General features: G+C 42.5%; 13 protein-coding genes. 1 reads left to right on the top strand and 12 read right to left on the bottom strand.

What is annotated here, in order from left to right:
* Positions 1 to 68 precede the first annotated feature (68 nt).
* Positions 69 to 893, top strand: coding sequence for a 4-(cytidine 5'-diphospho)-2-C-methyl-D-erythritol kinase (gene ispE / locus GGR07_RS05010; protein WP_021645622.1), 825 nt, complete (start codon positions 69 to 71; stop codon positions 891 to 893).
* 134 nt (positions 894 to 1,027) lie between these two features.
* Here the strand turns inward: ispE and GGR07_RS05015 are convergent, their stop codons facing one another.
* From GGR07_RS05015 to rsxE, 12 genes are all read right to left on the bottom strand, one after another.
* Positions 1,028 to 3,184, bottom strand: a complete 2,157-nt coding sequence (locus GGR07_RS05015; RefSeq protein ID WP_039972644.1) for an alpha-N-acetylglucosaminidase — start codon at positions 3,182 to 3,184, stop codon at positions 1,028 to 1,030.
* Positions 3,185 to 3,207: 23 nt separating this feature from the next.
* Positions 3,208 to 4,461, bottom strand: coding sequence for a GntP family permease (locus tag GGR07_RS05020; protein WP_021645620.1), 1,254 nt, complete (start codon positions 4,459 to 4,461; stop codon positions 3,208 to 3,210).
* Between the two features lie 16 nt (positions 4,462 to 4,477).
* A complete protein-coding gene (locus tag GGR07_RS05025; RefSeq protein WP_021645619.1) occupies positions 4,478 to 5,617 on the bottom strand; it encodes a glycerate kinase in 1,140 nt (379 codons plus the stop codon).
* Between the two features lie 6 nt (positions 5,618 to 5,623).
* Complete coding sequence (locus GGR07_RS05030; protein ID WP_021645618.1) at positions 5,624 to 8,482, bottom strand: alpha-N-acetylglucosaminidase TIM-barrel domain-containing protein; 2,859 nt, start codon at positions 8,480 to 8,482, stop codon at positions 5,624 to 5,626.
* 9 nt (positions 8,483 to 8,491) lie between these two features.
* Positions 8,492 to 9,343, bottom strand: a complete 852-nt coding sequence (locus GGR07_RS05035; protein ID WP_021645617.1) for an endonuclease/exonuclease/phosphatase family protein — start codon at positions 9,341 to 9,343, stop codon at positions 8,492 to 8,494.
* A 72-nt stretch (positions 9,344 to 9,415) separates the two neighbouring features.
* The gene (locus GGR07_RS05040; RefSeq protein WP_021645616.1) at positions 9,416 to 11,146 is read right to left on the bottom strand and encodes a RagB/SusD family nutrient uptake outer membrane protein; all 1,731 of its coding nucleotides are present in this window, start codon (positions 11,144 to 11,146) and stop codon (positions 9,416 to 9,418) included.
* A gap of 17 nt (positions 11,147 to 11,163) precedes the next feature.
* Complete coding sequence (locus tag GGR07_RS05045) at positions 11,164 to 14,559, bottom strand: TonB-dependent receptor (protein ID WP_039972643.1); 3,396 nt, start codon at positions 14,557 to 14,559, stop codon at positions 11,164 to 11,166.
* A 35-nt stretch (positions 14,560 to 14,594) separates the two neighbouring features.
* Positions 14,595 to 15,530 (bottom strand): FecR family protein, encoded by a 936-nt coding sequence (locus GGR07_RS05050; RefSeq protein ID WP_021645614.1) that lies wholly within the window; start codon positions 15,528 to 15,530, stop codon positions 14,595 to 14,597.
* Between the two features lie 64 nt (positions 15,531 to 15,594).
* Entirely contained in the window at positions 15,595 to 16,200 is a 606-nt protein-coding gene (locus GGR07_RS05055) for a sigma-70 family RNA polymerase sigma factor (protein ID WP_021645613.1), read from the bottom strand.
* 230 nt (positions 16,201 to 16,430) lie between these two features.
* The gene (galE, locus tag GGR07_RS05060) at positions 16,431 to 17,465 is read right to left on the bottom strand and encodes a UDP-glucose 4-epimerase GalE (RefSeq protein WP_034542483.1); all 1,035 of its coding nucleotides are present in this window, start codon (positions 17,463 to 17,465) and stop codon (positions 16,431 to 16,433) included.
* A gap of 112 nt (positions 17,466 to 17,577) precedes the next feature.
* Entirely contained in the window at positions 17,578 to 18,150 is a 573-nt protein-coding gene (gene rsxA, locus GGR07_RS05065; protein WP_021645611.1) for an electron transport complex subunit RsxA, read from the bottom strand.
* Positions 18,151 to 18,184: 34 nt separating this feature from the next.
* On the bottom strand, positions 18,185 to 18,769 hold the full coding sequence (gene rsxE, locus GGR07_RS05070) for an electron transport complex subunit RsxE (RefSeq protein WP_021645610.1): 585 nt from the start codon (positions 18,767 to 18,769) through the stop codon (positions 18,185 to 18,187).
* Positions 18,770 to 18,776 lie beyond the last annotated feature (7 nt).

Below are 18,776 nucleotides of genomic sequence, written 5' to 3' on the forward strand. Positions count from 1 at the left end.
TTCATAAATGCCGTGCAGGCAATGCCGGTCAGTAACAGCCGACTGTCAATAATCAATCTTCAACTGTCATGATCTGTTTTCCGAACGCTAAAATAAATTTAGGACTGTCTGTCACAGAAAAACGCCCCGACGGATACCACAACCTCGAAACTGTTTTTTACCCTGTCGCATTGGAAGATGCGTTGGAAATCAACACTTCATCCCGAAACGGAGAAAAATTCCGGCTCACGCAGTATGGAACCAAGATTGCCGGCAACCCCGAAGACAATCTGGTAATCAAAGCCTGCAAACTACTCGACAACGATTTCGACCTCCCTCCGCTCGATATCCGTCTCTATAAGCACATCCCTTCGGGAGCAGGGTTGGGCGGCGGGTCGTCCGACGCGGCATTTACGCTCAAGCTCCTTAATGAGTATTGCCGGCTCCATCTGTCCGAAGAGAGTTTGGAAACCTATGCCGCCATGCTGGGTGCCGATTGCGCTTTTTTTATCCGCAACAGGCCCACCTTTGCCGAAGGCATCGGCAATCGGTTCTCACCGGTATCCCTTTCACTCAAAGGATACCGCATAGCAATCGTCAAGCCCGATGTTTTTGTCTCCACCCGCGAAGCTTTTTCAGCCATCCGCCCGCACCGCCCGCAGTATGCGGTGAAAGAAACGGTCTCCCTTCCGGTGCGCGAGTGGAAAGAGAAACTGGTCAACGATTTCGAGGCAAGCGTATTTCCGCAATACCCCGTCATCGGTGAAATCAAACGGGAACTTTACCGCTCGGGTGCCGTTTATGCGTCGATGAGCGGCTCCGGCTCTTCAGTGTTCGGGCTTTTCGAGCCGGAAGCCATCATCCCCTCTTTCTCTTTTGGCCCCGAAACATTTACTTTTCAAGGAGTGCTATGAGAGTAGCTGAAAAGTCAAGGAATCAAAAAGAAAAACCTCTTTTTTATAAAAACAAAACCCAAAGAAAGAATGAACCATAATATTGCAACGATATATTTATTCCAAGTACTGATACTGAATTTCAATACAGAAATTTATTTCTCATATTTTTTTATCAATAAAGAAACAAATTCCTGTAAATCTCCTTTCTGATTAGTTTTAATATATGCAGTCGACTTCACCCAAGAATCTTCAAAAGTTTTTATTTGTCTGTCAAGTTGTCCTTGATCAAAAGACTTATTGTGTTCTATAGCATCAATTACCGCATCAAAATATAAATTCCATCGGTAAGTATAATAATTCGACACTAATCCTGACCAAGTACGACTCGCATAATCGTTCAAACTTCCACCCCAAGTAGTAATCAAGTTGCGTGCATTCAATTCATAATAATCAGCCAATACAACATTTTCACTATACTCACGAGCTTTATTCAACCAATGGTGTATAGAAGTAAACGGATGGAAAGAAGTAAGTTTGTCGATATCGGTCAACAAATCTTGCATTTTCAAAATATATTTCTGTAAGTCTGCTTTATTCTTTGCGTGATAGGCCTTATCAAATTTGTTTTTTAATTCCAGAAAGTAATTCCCCATCCATTGTCGACCCACAGTAATAATATCAAGCTGTAAGGCATCCCTTTGAGAGATGTTTGCAGAGACCAATAGCTTCCAGACCTCAAACAAACGGTCATTATCATACTCTATTACCGTCCGCTTGTTCTTTTTATCCATGACTGGCCTCAAATTGGGCAACACTCCTAATGTCTTTGGTACTTGTACGTAAATATCATTGAAGAGGATTTGCCAGGCTTCACGAGCTTTCTTAGATATCACTCCCACATGTCTGTCTGCTAAAGCATTAACCCATTGTTCATCAGTCAGACAATCAGTCCATGCCTTCTCAAAAATATATTCATAAGGAAATTGAACCACATCCAATCCCTCCAAAGTAGAACCAATACCACACAAATTGCTTCCGCCGTTCAGCAAGGCATTATTAAGGCGCTCACCACTTTCCTTCACATTACCCGTAAGAGTCGTATTACCTCCAAAATTTCCCAAATAGCACCAAATATAAGGCTGTCCATGAAAACTTTTTGTCGTTTTCCAAAGCTCTACATTCTCGCAATGATAATCCAATAACACCATTTTATTTTGAGGAACACCTGTCAATAAAGCCTCGACACGGGATGGAGTCCATTTTTTGCGATCAAAATAAAACATCCAGGTCATTTGCATCCATTCTGCTTTCGGATCAGCTTGCGTCAGAGTCTTATACATATCGGATGAGACCTGCTTCAAATAATCCGGTTCCCAACTGGGAGGATCTACCTCATTAAACGGATCTACTCCATAAATATGATCAGTACCGAAAAGCATATTCTGCTCATGCAGAAATAATTGTTGAATTTCCGCGAACAAAGGTTCTTCAGGATTTAAGAAATGACAACGATTTGCATCTGAAAACCCTGCCCATTTACTCAAATATTTAATATTTATGTGGGGATAGAGACGTTTCAAGGCTCCGGGCACATGTCCTGCAAAAGCGGGAAGTACAGGTCGCATGTTTAATTCACGTTCACGTGCCAATATTTTCTTCTGAAGTTCTACCTGAGTATCCAACCAATGTTTTGGTAAAGGTCCATTCCAACCGTCAATATTGGCCATACGATGCCAAGGGAGATAAGTCGGTCCTGTAAAATACGATCGGATTTCTTCATCGGTCAGCCCCAGTTTACTCCACACTTTATACCACACAGCTTCTTGTCCGGTAATAGCCAACGGCATGTTGACACCGTTCAACGCCATCCAATCAATTAATCGTTCCCAATCGCTCCACTTCCAAAAAGGCATAGTATAACCATAAGTACAATAATTAAGGAAAAAGCGTCGTTCCACTTTGGCTTCTTTCCGAATCGGATGAGGTATGATAGGAAGCACTTCCGGCATCTCTACAGGAATATCAGCATACCAAGAAACTGTAGTTTTACAATAATACTTCAGATAATAGTTAAGCGCTACTGCCATCGAATTAGCGGAATTGCCACGAATCAAGATTTTTCCATCTTTACTTTCCAAAGTAAAAGAATCCTTTCCATCTTCTTTCTTCTCTTGACTGAAACAGAAGTAGGCAGTATATTCGGGAATCAAACGTTTAGCTAAATTCGTTACCACAACTGCCTCATCGGATAACGCCGACAAAGGAAGACATGTCAAACTTATCAATAAAAAACAATATATTCGAGTCATAAAATAAAAATAATAGAATAAAATCAAGAAATAAAAAAGTAAAGTAATGCTGAAGAAACGGCTAATATCATTCCTATCAATGTCTCATAAGGAATCAATTTCAATCGGTCCTTAAATATCAATCCACACACGCCTCCTGTAGTATGGAAAAACGAGCCATGCGGCAAATGATCTAATACCGTAGCACCGGCATTTACCATCAAAGCTCCCCATACACCAGGAATTCCGACTGATATGAGCGTATCGGCAAAAGACGCGGATGCCAACATCGCTCCAGCTGTGGTAGATGCAGTAGCTGCCGACATCAAAGCTCCCGAAACCGGGGCTACTATAGAATCGCTTAAATGACAATAGTTCAGAAACCAAAGAAGAAAGCTGTTAAGATCCGAGTTTTTGATAACTCCAGCAATAGTTCCTGTGCCAATAAGCAATGTAGCTACAGGTGCCATCTTTTGTAGTCCTAACTCAAGTATTTGGGGCACTTTTTTCCAACACCGGATACTGAGAATGCCTGCAACGCCACCTAAGGGCAAAGCAATAAGAGGATCAATAACGACACCGAACAACGGACGTAATGCCAGCAAAACAATAGTAACTAAAGGAGCCATCAGGCTAGACCAAAGAGTAAGTTGTTCATGCGACTTATCTTTAACTTCAAAAACAAATTCTTTCGAAACCTGTTTTTTTTGAGATATCCATTCAACAAGAATCATCGTCATTACTAATCCAATAAATGCTGGAATTATACCTGCAAACATTACCGATGACAAATCGGTGTTGAAATTCTCAGCAGCGATAATGGTATTTGGGTTAGGAGAAATGATATTTCCCGACTTTCCTCCGCCTATCATAGCCAGTAATAAAAAGGAGGTCGGGATATCTAACCGCTGCTGAATAGATAAAGCTATCGGTGCTACTGTGATAACTGCCACATCGATAAACACCCCTACTGCACACAATAAGAAGGTGGCGAAAGATAAGGCTAAATAAATATGCTTCCTGCCTAAACGTAAAATAATGGTATTGGAAATTTTAGCAGCTGCTCCCGTTTCAATCAAAACGCCGGACAACACTCCTGCTGACAAGATGCGAATTACAGCCGGAGACACATCTCTGACACCATCGACCATCACATTAACCGTTTCTATAAGCGAAAGCCCACCAGCAAGCCCACCAGCCAAAGCACCCGTCATCAGTCCATATACAGGGTGGATTTTATTTATAATAAGCCAAATAGCCAGCAATAAACCTAGCAAGGCACCCAAAGTCGTATACATTTCATTTGTCGTTTTATCAAGATTTCACACGTAGCATCAATCGCAAGATCTGAACAACCGTCCGGTTCAGGTTCTCTAAAGCTATTTCTTTCCGCATGGCTTTCTCCAACGAAAACGGCGACGGCTGAATGGAAAAAACAGCCGTAAAGCCCAATTCGTTCAATTTTTCCACCTCCTCTATGCAACCGCCCAAAGCGACAACGGGAACCTGTTTGGCCACAGCCCTGCCCAATACACCGCTCAATGCCTTGCCCATACCTGTTTGAGCGTCGATCTTTCCCTCACCGGTCAGCACCACATCCGCATCCGCCACCTCCTTGTCGAAGCCGATAAGATCAAGTACAATATCGATACCGGGTTTCAACGTAGCATCCATGAAAGGAAGCAAGCCGCCTCCCATCCCGCCGGCCGCACCGGCACCCGAAAGCATGGCTACATCCTGCCCCGTTTCTCTCAGCAGCACCTCCGCATAATGCCGAAGCCCTCTGTCGAGCAGGTCGACCTCTTCCGGAGAAGCTCCCTTCTGAGGAGCATACACGTATGCAGCACCCTCCTTGCCGTAAAACGGATTGCTCACATCGCACGCTATGACAAACGAAGCCTCTTTCAAATCCGGTCTCAAACGCGAAAAATCGATCCGCTTTATTTTTCCCAGATTCCGCCCGATAGGATGGAGTTCATCACCGGCTTCATCGAGAAAACGCAAGCCCAATGCCCGCATCGCTCCCGTACCGGCATCGTTGGTAGCGCTACCTCCCAATCCGATGACAAACTTCCGATATCCTTTATCCAACGCGTCGGCTATCAGCTCCCCTGTTCCATAGCTTGTCGTATTCATGGGATTCCGGCGGTCCATAGACACCAGCGGCAAACCGGCGGCAGCCGCCATTTCAATAACCGCCGTACCATCTTGTGAAACAACATACGAAGTACTCCGCTCTTCCATAAGAGGACCATGGACCCGGCAGGAAAGGGTTTCTACAGGCAGATACCTGCCTATCGCCCGGGCCGTTCCTTCTCCTCCATCGGCTATAGGGAATGACTTCACCTCGCATTCCGGCCACAGCCGGCGGATGGTTAAAGCCAGAGAGTCACTTATATCCGAAGCGCTCAAAGACCCTTTAAAGGAATCGAAAGCCAGTACAATCTTTCTCATAACGGTTTACATATTACGTAGTTTATTTACTTCTTTTATGGCAGCGTCCAATGCATTTTCAAAAGGTTGCGTACTATTATTCCAAGGGAGAGAAAGCCATTCTTCTTCCCAATTTTGAAGTTGATCGCGATGTGAAGAGAAATATAGCTCCATTCTCGGAATATAGTAATCTTTTATCAATCCACTCCAAAAACGTGCGGCATAATCTCGTTGAAGCCCTCCCCAAGTCGTAACAAGACGCTTCGCATTCATCTCATAATGGTCTTTCTCATCAGAGGTAACGCCACAATCACGGGCCATCTTTACCCAAGGTTCCAAACGATATAACGGATGAGAAGCCAAAAGACGATCTACTTTCAACAAAATGTCAACAGCTATTTTCAAGTTATCCCGGGCATTTTCTTTGTGTCCTACAGAATCCGCTCTTAATGCTGCAATATAGGCTTTATCAGCTTTTGCCGCTAGATAATAAGCAGCAAACTCAATAGCATCATTAACATAAAGCCGGGAATCTTTCAGACTATCGACACAATCCAGAAACAATTCAACGCCATGTAAGAAATCGTCGCCGACATCTATTTTGCTTAACCTATGAGTATCGGGGACAACCGTTTGCCAAGTAAAGCGCGGATAAGAATATAAGCTCGAATAAGCTGTCTGCCGGAAGATATTCCATGCCATTTTCATCTTTGAAGGGAAAGAGCCATAACGCGCCTTACCATAGTTGTCAATCCAAGAATTCAAATGAATAGGTTCGTCAGTCCAGCCCATGTCTGCCAAAAGCTCATAAACGACCTCATTGTTCTCCAAACCTTCGGGGGCAGAACCGAAGCCGACCAGATTGCCTTTATTCGAGGTGTGAAGTGCCATCGAAGATGAAGAGGCATACATCTGCAAATCACCGGTCATCGGAGTTTTTCCTCCAAAGTTAGGGACATAACTAAATATCCACTTTTTACCATAAAATCCATCGTGCACTTTCCAAGTTTGTTCGGTATTCCATACCCATTTAGGATAATCATTTCCCAAATCAACAATAATCATCTTATCATTGGGAACATAACTGAGAAGAGCTTTCAAACTTTCTTTATCCCAAAAATCATGTTGATATCCGAAGGTCCACCCTTGCGTGATCCAAACAGCGTCTTTATTTCCTGCTGCAATAGATCGATAAATAGATTCGCCATATTGAGCGAGCAACTTGTGCTTCCCTTCCACATCACTTTGATCAACCGGAAGGCGCATTTCATTAAAGCTATCCGAAAGATAATAAGTGTGTTTGCCGAATTCCTTTTCCCATTCCTGAACAAACAGTTTACCTATCTCCTCAAAATAAGGAGAGTCGGGTGGTAGCACGTAAGCATTATATTCAGGTCGGAAACCGCCCCATTCTAAACGTTTAAAACTTATTTCAGGATGTTGATCAACAAAGGCTGTCGGCACAAAACCTGCAAAAGCGGGAACAATAGGTTTCATCCCAAGCTCATGCATACGATCAAGCACTTTGTGTTGCAGTTCGACCTGCTTTTCCATCCATTCATCAGAAAGAGGACCTTCCCATGTAGTCAGGTTCCCCATACGATGCCACGGTAAGTGAGCAGGTGCGGTAAAGAACATACGTACCTCGTCTTTCTCTAATCCCATCTTCATCCACACCCGTTCAGCAATAGCTTCATTGGCAATAGTAGCAAGAGGCATATTCACACCTCGAAGTGCCATCCAATCAATTTCTCGTTCCCAACGCTCCCAATCCCAATAAGGTGCTGTATAACCGAAAGTGCAAACGTTGAGGAAATACCTGAACTCATACGGCGAAGTCTGTTTTTCACCAAAATCAGGCCATTGATCCGGTAACTGGAAATGCTCTCCTCCCCAAGTTTTCAATGAATGACAAGCTTTTTTCATATAGCTATGAAAAGCATAACATAGAGCTACACTGCTACTGCCACTCAAGGTCAAATTACCATGTTGTGCTTTTATTTCATAAACATCTCTATTCCCAACAGCAGGAATGATTTCCAAATTTATATCTGCCGCCCGACTCCCTATTTGCCTATAGATAACATCACGGGCAGCACGAACTTCAGTACTCGACTTAATTTTATGATACTCCAAATCAGTCACAACAGGTAAATGATCGGAAAGAGTGGAAAAAACAGGTTGGCTTCGAATTACCTTCCATCCTTTCATCGGCTTAGCAAACAAAAAGTCGATTCTTCGAACAGGATTTGAAGAGGGAATAGTTGGTCTAACATCCGGATCGGAAAACCAATTCTTCTCCATTGTTTTCACCACCTTGGATGAAGGAATGGAATTAAAATCACCTCCCAAAACAAGCGGATACTTCACATTCATAAAATGGTTGCAAATAAAATCGGCTTGTAATTCACGCGCATCGGCTCTTTGAGCATCAAGATGTGTAGAAGCAAAAACCAGCGTATCTCCATCCATCTCGAAAAGCCCTTCAAGTACGGCACGTTGCTCAACATCTTTTTGAATGTGAGGTAATAAAGTCTTTTGGCTACTGATATACGGATAACGGGAAAGTATTCCGATACCATAATATCCTCCTTTATAATCAATGGTCTTGCCATACAAGCCAAACATACCGGTATAATATGCCAGTTCGGAGATGAAATTTTTACCGTTCTGTTTCGGAGCACGTTCACGCTGTGTATTACAGTCTACTTCCTGCAAAGCCACAAAATCAGGAGAAAAAGATTTGATATGCATAGCCAATTCTTCCAAAGAGGCCAGCTCTCCAAAACGCAGGTTATAAGTCATCACGCGTATTCTCAAAGGTTCACTGGCATACAGACTGACCGTCAGCAAGACAAAAATAAAAAACAACATGTTTTTTTTCATACCAATAAGCTATAAAGGTTTCAATACAGATACAATAGGCAAATGATCCGAAGCATTAATCCCTGTAAAAACAGTGTGAGAAATTACATTAAACGCATTATCGGGTTTAAAGGCAATGTAATCGAGCTCGCGGTTGGGTTTGTCGGAAGGAATAGTAAACTTGGTTGGGTCATTATTGGTCCTTTTAAAGCCATTACTGTCTAATGAAGAAATAACAGAGTGATCCGGTTTCGAATTAAAATCGCCTCCTAAGATTACGGGAGCTCCTGTCAGTTTATTAAGTTCGGCTAAAACAAATGGAAATTGCTTTACACGTTCCGATTCCGTTACAGACAAATGCGTTGTAGCCAAATAAATATCCTTTCCTTTAAAAGTTATTCGAGCACTTCCTAATACATTACTTCCTCTTATTTGCTGTCCGTCTATTTCTGTGGGAAGTTTGTGGTTAACGATAGATCTCAGTTTATATTTAGACAAGATTCCGGCGCCATAGGCGCCTCTTCCATAGGTCTTTTGCTTAAAAAAATAATAATATTTGAATCCGGACAATTTAGAAAGCTCTTCTACTTGATCTATACCGAAGCTCCGGCTGGTACAAGAGTCTACCTCTTGCAAAAGTACGACATCCGGATTCTTTTCTTTCAACACCTTTGCTATATTATTCACTTCGGCATCCGATGGAACTCCCGAACCATAATAAGGTGCGCAATGACGAACATTATAACTCATGACAGCAAGATAGACCTTTTCCTCCGGATCGTCATCCCAACCGTTTCCGCCTGGAATCTCTTTGTCATTACCGCTTCCGCATCCAACCAAAGCACAACAAAAGTAAGTTACTGCTAATAAAATCTTTTTCATAGCTGTTTGATGTTTTAAATCGTCAAGCCTACATTTCTGCAGACTTGACTCTTAAATTTAATAATATACATTTTATTCCTCCCACCCGGGATTCTGTCCCAAAAGAGGATTTTTTGCCCGTTCTTCATAAGGTACAGGCCAAAGATAATGCTTCTTCGGATCAAAATAACGGACTCCACCCTCGGCTGTCGATTTTTCATGGATAACATCTCCAAATTCATCCAAGCCGGTATCCGGATACGGATTCTTGCCCAAGTCATTGAGACATACAGTTTCACTGGGACCGGTAATGGCACGTCCAAAACGAAGTTCTCCTTCTTTCCAACGTATAATATCGGCGTAGCGCATACCGTCAAAAGTCATCTCGATACGGCGTTCACGCTTCAGCTCTGTCCAAAGATCCATATTCCAACGTTTTAATTCATCCAGATTCATGCGATGCATTCCCACACGATCTCGCAACTTATTTACCGTATTATCAATCTCAGATTGTGTAAGAGTACCATTTAGTTTATAAAGCGCTTCGGCATACGTCAAGAGAATTTCCGGAAAACGTATCACATTCAAGTTATTATGTGCTTTATTGACCCCGGTCATACCCATTACACTGTATTTTTTAAAATAAAAACCAGTATAAGAATTAGCTCCATTTCTATTATTTCCACTCAATGAAGCAAATCGAGGTAAATTGAAAATTGTATTTATTTTATTAATATCAGGGTCTCCGTCATCTCCACCCGGCCATTTGTTACCTGGAGTATAAAGAGTCATTTTCATACGCGGATCCCTATTCTTAAAATAGTCTGCATAATGATTTTCAGGATATGTATACAAATCGGATGTAACTACATTGTCATTCTTGTAATACTCCAATCCTGTTTTCGCCGGTTTGCCATCAATACACAAATAAGCATCTACCAATGTTTTAGAAGCCATAAAGCGCACATAGTCAACAGGTGCGCAGATTTCCCTTGACGCATTATGCATACGCACATCTTTTATATATAGACTATATATAATCGATTCATTGTTGGAAGGATTAATTTCCACATCTCCTTCAGATTGATAAAGCTTTGCATAATCATACAACCCATAAGGACTATTCTTGATAATTTCTTCACAAGCAGCTTTCGCCACTTCATAGCGTTCGTTCTGAAGGGCAATACGCGCTTTCATCGCCAAAGCTCCCCAACGGTCAATACGCCCCACATTTCTGCCCGACTGTCTTTCAGCAGGCAATTTTTGTACAGCCCAATCCAAATCAGCTAATACATAATCTATGACTTGCTCTCTCGGATTACGTGGAACATAAGCTTCGTCCGCTGTAATGACGTGATCTACCCAAGGCACATCACCGAAAAAAGTAGTTAGCATAAAATATTCAAAAGCGCGAATTACCTTCACTTCAGCAGCATATGTATCTTTCACAGACTGATTGACTTTCGCTGTATTATAATTATCTAAAAAATTGTTGCAGATATAAATATATTCATATGCGTTCCTCCAATAAGAAGAAAACGGAAATCCGTCGGTATAAGTATGCTTTCCTCCCGACACTTTGCTCAGTCCGCTCGTAATATTGCCCCACATCACAGTTTCAGCAGTAGATTCTGCCCACTTGATCAATGTTTCATAATCGAAAGCGTTGTAACAAGGATATAAGGCAGCTCGCAATTGTTCCTCATTTTTCCAATAAGTTTCATTGGTCACCGAATCCTGAGGATATTTGTCCAAGAAGTCCGAACACGACGAACTTATAAACAAGCCCATCAATAATACTCCTATACAACTATATTTTTTCATAATATTCTGATATTTAATTAAAACGTTACAGACATACCAAATACATAAGTTTTCACCTGAGGATAAGAGGCTCCTGATGTTTCCCGTACCTCCGGGTCGTAAGCGCCGAAATAATTGGTAAAAGTCAATAAATTATCGGCAGAGACGTATGCCCTCAAATTAGAAATACCCAAACGGACCAGCCATTTTTTTGGAAAAGTATAACCTAACTGTATATTTTTCAGACGAAGGTAAGAAGCGTCTTCCAACCAATAATCGCTAAATAATAAATTGTGGGTCTGCCCCTGATAAAGTCTTGGGTAAGAAGCGCTCGGATTGTTGGGTGTCCATCTGTCCAAGTGTTCAACCTTCGGAGTAGAATAGTCATTAATAAAGCAATGGCGTGCCTCTTCTTCCAAATACCCGTTTACCTTTCCCACACCTTGCAAATAGAAGCTGAAGTCCCATCCTTTCCATGATAGATAACCTTTGAAAGAGTAAGTGTAATGAGGAAACGGATCACCGAATACAACCTTATCGTATTCATCAATTATTCCATCAGGAATATTTTCCGGACCACTGATATCTCTATATTTAATATCACCCGGTTGTACGATACCTGTGCTCGTTTTAGGAACTACAAAGTTCGGATTAATATATTTACCGTCATCGTTCTTTCCTTCAAAATCTGAAATTTGAGCCAATCCATCAGTCAGATAGCCATAATAAGCACCGATCGCATCTCCTATTCTACGGATCTTATTGCCTAAAGTCGGCTCACTGGATCCCAAATCCGTAATTTTATTTTTTGAATCGGATATATTAAAATTGGCGCCATATTTTACCTGTCCTATGCGGTCACGCCAAGCGAGGTCGATCTCCCATCCCCTATTTTCGATTTTACCCATGTTTTCAAAAGGCAGAAAAGCAGATTTAGTCACACCCACAATGGTAGGATATACAGGTTTTACCAAAGCATTCACATTCTCTTTCTTAAACCAGTCAAACGACATAATAAGTCGGTTATTCATAAAATTCAAGTCCACACCCGTATTCAGCATACGGATTGTTTCCCACTTGATGTTTTTATTACCGAGTTTTTTCTGCACGAATCCTACATTGTTAAGTCCACCTATAGGATATGACTTTTCAACACGTTCAATTGGAGTAAGATACGGATAGAAACTATCACCTACATTCTGGTTACCCAATTCACCCCATGATACTCTCAGTTTTCCCGATTCCAGAACAGGTTTGGCAAATTGCATAAAACTTTCTTTGGTAAAGTTCCATCCTGCGGAGAATGAAGGGAAATATCCCCAACGGTTATTCTTCGCAAATCGAGAAGTACCATCTATACGCATATTAGCTTCAAATAAATACTTTTCATCGTATGCATAGTTGAAACGTCCAAAATAAGATTGAAGTGCCCAATCTTTTTTATTACCTCCATTGGTCAGATCCTCAGTCCCGGTATCCAGAACAAAAATATTGTCTAATAGAATATTCTTGCGACTTCCATCCAACTCGCTATAGTCATACCACTCTTGGGAGTATCCCAACAAAGCTCCAAGTTCATGTTTCTTGATGTTTTTTTTATAGTTCAGTGTCAGTTGCAGACTTTGTGTCAATGCGTCTTGATGACCTTGATACACATAATTTTTCATTGCCTCATTATCCGGATCAGGCACCCCGTTCGGATCGAATTCCGGCAAAGTAGGACGAAATTGGTCGGTCTCCCGGAAGTAATAATTGGCTGAATATTGACCATTCAGATAAAGATCCTCAATAATCTTGAGATTGGCTTCTACGATAGCGTTTAATGTTCTTGACTTTCTGCTTTCTGTTCCACCTTCATAAGCTACATATAGGGGATTTATCACAGAACCGGTCGCCCAATAAGAAGTATCATGCCACACCCCGTTTTCATCTTGCTTTTTCCACTTAACGGGCAACAATGGCGACATACGTTGGGCCAACCTAAACACCCCGGATGTTCCGGAAAATCCGGATGTAGTCCGATAATAATCCACAAAACTGACTGCCCCATTCAAATTCAGCCGATTATTCAATTCTGTATTTACGCTGATGCGTGCATTATGGCGTCTCGACTTAAAGGCATCCCCTACTACTAAACCGTCTTGATTCAAATAACCGTATGACATGAAATAGCCGCTTTTCTCGCCGCCTCCCCTTACACTGACAGAATGTCCCGTCTGCAATGCGTTCTTTTTAAAAAGTTCATTTACCCAATCGGTATTCGAATATTCATTGGGAGATTCTCCCGAATCGTACTTTGCAAAAGCATCTTCACCGTAAGGTTTAGAGAAACCCGCAGCGCTCATCGCCTCGTTGTATAATTCCATATATTGTCTTCCGTTCACCTCCTCCGGTAATGCGGTAGGTGCTTGGAATCCCACATAGCCTGTATAGATTATCTGCGCTTTCTCCTGTTTGCGACCTTTCTTGGTTGTTATCAAAATCACGCCATTGGCTGCACGAGCTCCATAAATAGCTGCCGAAGCCGCATCCTTGAGTACCGATATACTTTCAATATCGCTCGGATTCAGCAGGTTCATATCCCCGCCGGCTATTCCATCAATTAAAATCAAAGGCGAGGTACTGCTATTAATGGTATTTACGCCGCGAATCTTAATATCCGGAGCAGCACCGGGTTGACCGGATGAAGAAGTAACGGTTACTCCCGGCAGAAGACCTTGCAAACCCGAACTCAGATTGGGCACCGGACGGTCTTCCAGGGCATCGCCCTTTACCATTGATACGGCGCCTGTCAAGTTTACCTTCTTTTGAACGCCATAACCCACTACGACTACATCATCCAGTGTCACAGCATCCTCTGTAAGAACGACATCCAACACTCCTTCTTCACGAACTTCCCGATTAAAATCCGCATATCCTATGTAAGAAAATGTAACCGTACTTCCCAAAGGCACATTTAGTGAATAATTACCGTCAATGTCGGTTGTGGTGCCATGCGATGTTCCAGGCACAAAAACGGTAACTCCAATAATAGGTTCACCTGTTTGTCTATCGGTTACCCTGCCTTTAATACGCACCCTATTCTTATCATCTAATCTACCCTTCTGTACCACCTTGTTAAAAAGTAAAATGCAACTCTCCTGAAAGCGGAATCCCACATTTGTGTTTTGAAACAAATCCCGAAGCACTTTCTCAAGAGTTTTATTTCTCACATTCAAGCTAACCTTAAGGTTAGGATCTACAAACTCTTTACTGTAAGCCACATCCATCGAAGATTGTTTGCCAATAATTTGCATGGCCTTTTCCAAAGAAACATCCCGCATTTTTACAGAAATTTTCTGGCTCTGAGCCAAGGCGGAAAGCGGAATGAAAAAACAAAATCCGCCTACCATACACCACAATCGGATGTATGAAAAAAAGTGTTTTTTTTCCATGAATAAAAATTTTGTAATTATTAGATTTATGGACTTTATTTTATCACATACGCGTATTCTGATTTTTTTATGATTCGAACAGGAGTAATAGACTCCATCATCTTCAACACATTGCTAAGATCCCCTCCTTTGGTTGACAAATTATACGTATAGCCTCGTATCTTATCGTTTTCAATCTCGAACGAGACATCAAACTGTCTGGAAAGCACTTTCAAAACAGATTCCAAGGTGGCATTTCGAAATGTCAGGCGATTTTCCTTCCACCCAGAAGCTTCCTTATAATATTCATTCTTTGAAATCTTACAGCTACCATGCACTCTGTTGTATACTGCAGTTTGTCCGGGCCTCATGATATGCAAAGCCGCATTCTCCATAAAACGCCCTATACTGATTTTCCCCTCATCCAAAGTTGTAATAACCTCCTCATCGCTTGGGTAAGCCGAAATATTGAAGCTTGTTCCTGTCACCTGCACTTGCAAATCTCCGGCAGTTACATAAAAAGGATGTTCGGGATCACTCTTTACTTCGAAATAAGCCTCGCCTTCGAGAGCTACCCTCCGCTCATTTCCCACAAACTGTTCCGGATATGTCAGCTTGGTATCCGAATTCAGCCACACACGACTTCCGTCGGTCAACATGACTATTATCTTATCTCCTTTCAAAACTGCTACTTCCCGGCTTAGAGGCTTTTTCGAGCGACCCGCAAAGTTGTAAGTAAAATACCCGACATTACCGACCACCAGCAAAACAACTGCAGTCCATTTCAACAGAAAAGCCAACGAATGACGCTTCCTTTTTTTCATCCGTGCATAAATATGGTCGTACGCCTCAAACTCGTCAAATTCCGGCAGACTCTTTTTGCCCAGATCCAAAGGTTTGTTTTCCAATATCAAATTCACATCTTTGTCAAGATAACGTTCGATGTAATCTATGATTTCACTGTCTATACTATATTTCTTCCCTCTCTGCATTTTATCAGCTCTTTATACATAATACACAAAGGAAACTCAAAAGTATGATATGAAAATAAAAAAATTATAGAAGGAGCAAACATAATGTAGCGGCTTCCCGAATCCAAAACTTAATTTGCTTGAGCGATTGGCTGTATTGAAATTTAATTGTGTTCACCGAAAGTCCCAGTACATCGGCAATTTCCTGATTAGAATATTTTCCGGATATTTTCATAAAAAAGATTTTCTTTCTCTGGGGCGAAAGTTTATCCACTACATGCTTAATCAACTCCAGTTGTTCTTGTTCCAGCTCTTGCTCTTCAACATCGCCGCCATCAATATAGTTCAACATCTCAAGGCAGTCTTCCAATACAAAAATGTTGGTTTTCGAATCACGTAAAATATTCAGCAAATCATTCTTTAGCATAGTAAACAGCAGATGGTTGATAGGAATATCCTCTTGCAGATCTTCCCGCTTAAGCCATAACTTCATAAATAAGTTTTGAACGGCATCTTCCGCCAATGTCTTATTACAAAGATACTTAAAAGACAAGATGTAAGCCTGCCGGGCATATTTCTTGTAAATCACAGTAAAAGCAAGGCAATTGCCACGCTTCAGCTGTGCCACTAACGCTTTTTCCTCTATCGATAACATCTCTTTCATATCCAAGCCACTATCAAACCAACTCATTTGCTTTCTCCACAAAGATAATGAATATCTCCCTACAAAAAAACGATACTCCGATTCACATCGGAGTACCGTCACAACACAAACACAAAATAAAACACGACAAAACTACTACTCAATCGGGACGTTCGTGCCGGGGAGGCACAGCTACCTTCAACACATATTCACATACACACTGACGGTCCGATCCCGATCGGTTACAAGAGCCAAGGGCTCTTATTCTGCTGAAATTATTATTGTATACCTCTTTCACGAAGTTTCAATTGCCAATCCCACGCAGACCGCAACGTATCTTCCAACGTTTCTACCGCTTTCCACCCGAGCTCGTTATTGGCAAAGTCCGGATTGGCCCACACCTTCTCGATATCTCCCGCACGACGGCCTACAATCTGATAATTCAGTTTTACTCCGGTAGCTTTCTCAAATCCCCGGATCAACTCCAATACGGAAACTCCGCGTCCCGTACCGATATTGAAGACTTCCACTTTCTCTTTCTGGGCCTTCTCCAAGATGCGGCGGATAGCTATCACATGTGCTTTTGCCAGATCCACCACATTGATGAAATCGCGGATGCAAGACCCGTCGGGGGTGTTGTAATCATCTCCGAACACACTCAGTTTTTCACGGATACCGATCGCCGTTTGAGTGAGGTAAGGAACAAGATTCTGTGGCACTCCACTGGGAAGCTCGCCCAGCAATGCCGTGGGATGCGCGCCGATCGGATTGAAGTAACGCAGCATGATCGCGTTTATCGGAGCCCCCGAAGCCACCGTATCGCGAATAATTTCCTCATTGATCTGTTTCGTATTTCCGTAGGGAGATTCCGCTTTCTTAATCGGCGCTTTCTCCGTTACCGGCAATTCATCAGGCTGACCGTATACCGTGCAGGAAGAAGAAAAAACAATTCCTTCCACTCCATGTTTGGGCATCAATTCGAGCAGGTTGATCAGAGAAACCAAATTGTTTCGATAATAAAGCAGCGGTTTCTCGACCGATTCGCCCACCGCTTTGCTGGCAGCAAAGTGAATGATTGCTTTGATCCCTTTATATTTGGCAAACAAAGCATCAAGTCCGGCAAAATCCAGACAGTCCAGCTTTTCGAAAGCAGGGCGGATACCTGATACCTTTTCAATGTTGTCAACCACGTCGGCACTTGAATTCGACAGATTATCTATAATTACGACTTCGTATCCGCTGTTTTGCAGCTCTACAACGGTATGAGAGCCGATATATCCTGTTCCCCCCGTTACTAAAATTCTTTCTTTCATATTATCTCCGGCGATTGGTTCATCGTTTCCTTCCGTTCGATTCACAAAAATATAGAATTAAAACGAAAAACCAATCATATTATGTAAAAAGTTATAAAATAAAATCCTTTTTTTATACGACGCCCGAAAAGCCCATGAATGCCATTGCCAGCAGACCGGCGGTAATCAGAGCGATAGGGGTTCCCCGCATGGCTTTCGGCACTTTTACCAGACTCATCTGCTCGCGCAGCCCCGCAAAAAGAATCAGAGCCAGGCCGAATCCCAGAGCGGTGGAAAAAGCATATACCACACCGGTCAGCAGATCATAGTCTTTCTGAATCACCAGAATGGCGACACCCAGGATACAGCAGTTGGTCGTAATCAATGGCAGGAAAACTCCCAGCGCCTGATACAGGGCGGGCGACACTTTCTTCAGGATAATCTCCACCATCTGCACCAGAGCGGCAATGACCAGAATGAACGTGATGGTTTGCAGATATCCTAATCCGAAAGCGTCCAGCACGAACTTCTGAATGAGGAAAGTCACAATGGTAGCGATTGTCAATACGAATGTAACCGCAGCGCTCATGCCCATTGCCGTTTCCACTTTCTTCGAAACTCCCAGAAACGGGCAGATTCCCAGAAATTGCGACAATACGATGTTGTTCACAAAGATTGCCGAGATAAAAATCAATATATATTCCATAATGAATTCCTAATTATCGAGTTATCAATTACATTCAGGCTTTTTTCAGGCTGTTGATCACCGCGATGAGGTATCCCAGTGCGATGAACGCGCCGGGAGCCAGTACGAACAGCAGCATGCCGTACTCTTCGGGCAGAATCGCCAGATTGAACACCTTGCCTGTTCCCAAAAATTCGCGCACAGCTCCCAGCAGCGTCAGCGCGAATGTGAAGCCGAGCCCCATCCCTATGCCGTCGAACATCGCGGCCACCGGATTATTCTTCGCGGCGAAGGCTTCGGCACGGCCCAATACGATACAGTTCACCACGATCAGCGGGATAAAAAGCCCCAACGTAGCATACAGTTCGGGCACATAAGCCTGCATAATCATCTGAAGCAGGGTCACGAACGAAGCGATAACCACAATAAACGAAGGAATACGCACCATATCGGGAATCAGTTTCTTCACCGACGAAATCACCACGTTCGAGCAAATAAGCACAAACATGGTAGCCAGCCCCATGCCCATGCCGTTGATGGCGGAAGAGGTCGTACCCAACGTAGGACACATACCGAGCAGGAGCACAAAAATGGGATTTTCTTTAAGAATCCCGTTTATCATTACTTTCAAGTTATCCATAGCTGTC

It is taken from the genome of Bacteroides pyogenes (assembly GCF_014196225.1).
GTDB lineage: Bacteria > Bacteroidota > Bacteroidia > Bacteroidales > Bacteroidaceae > Bacteroides > Bacteroides pyogenes_A.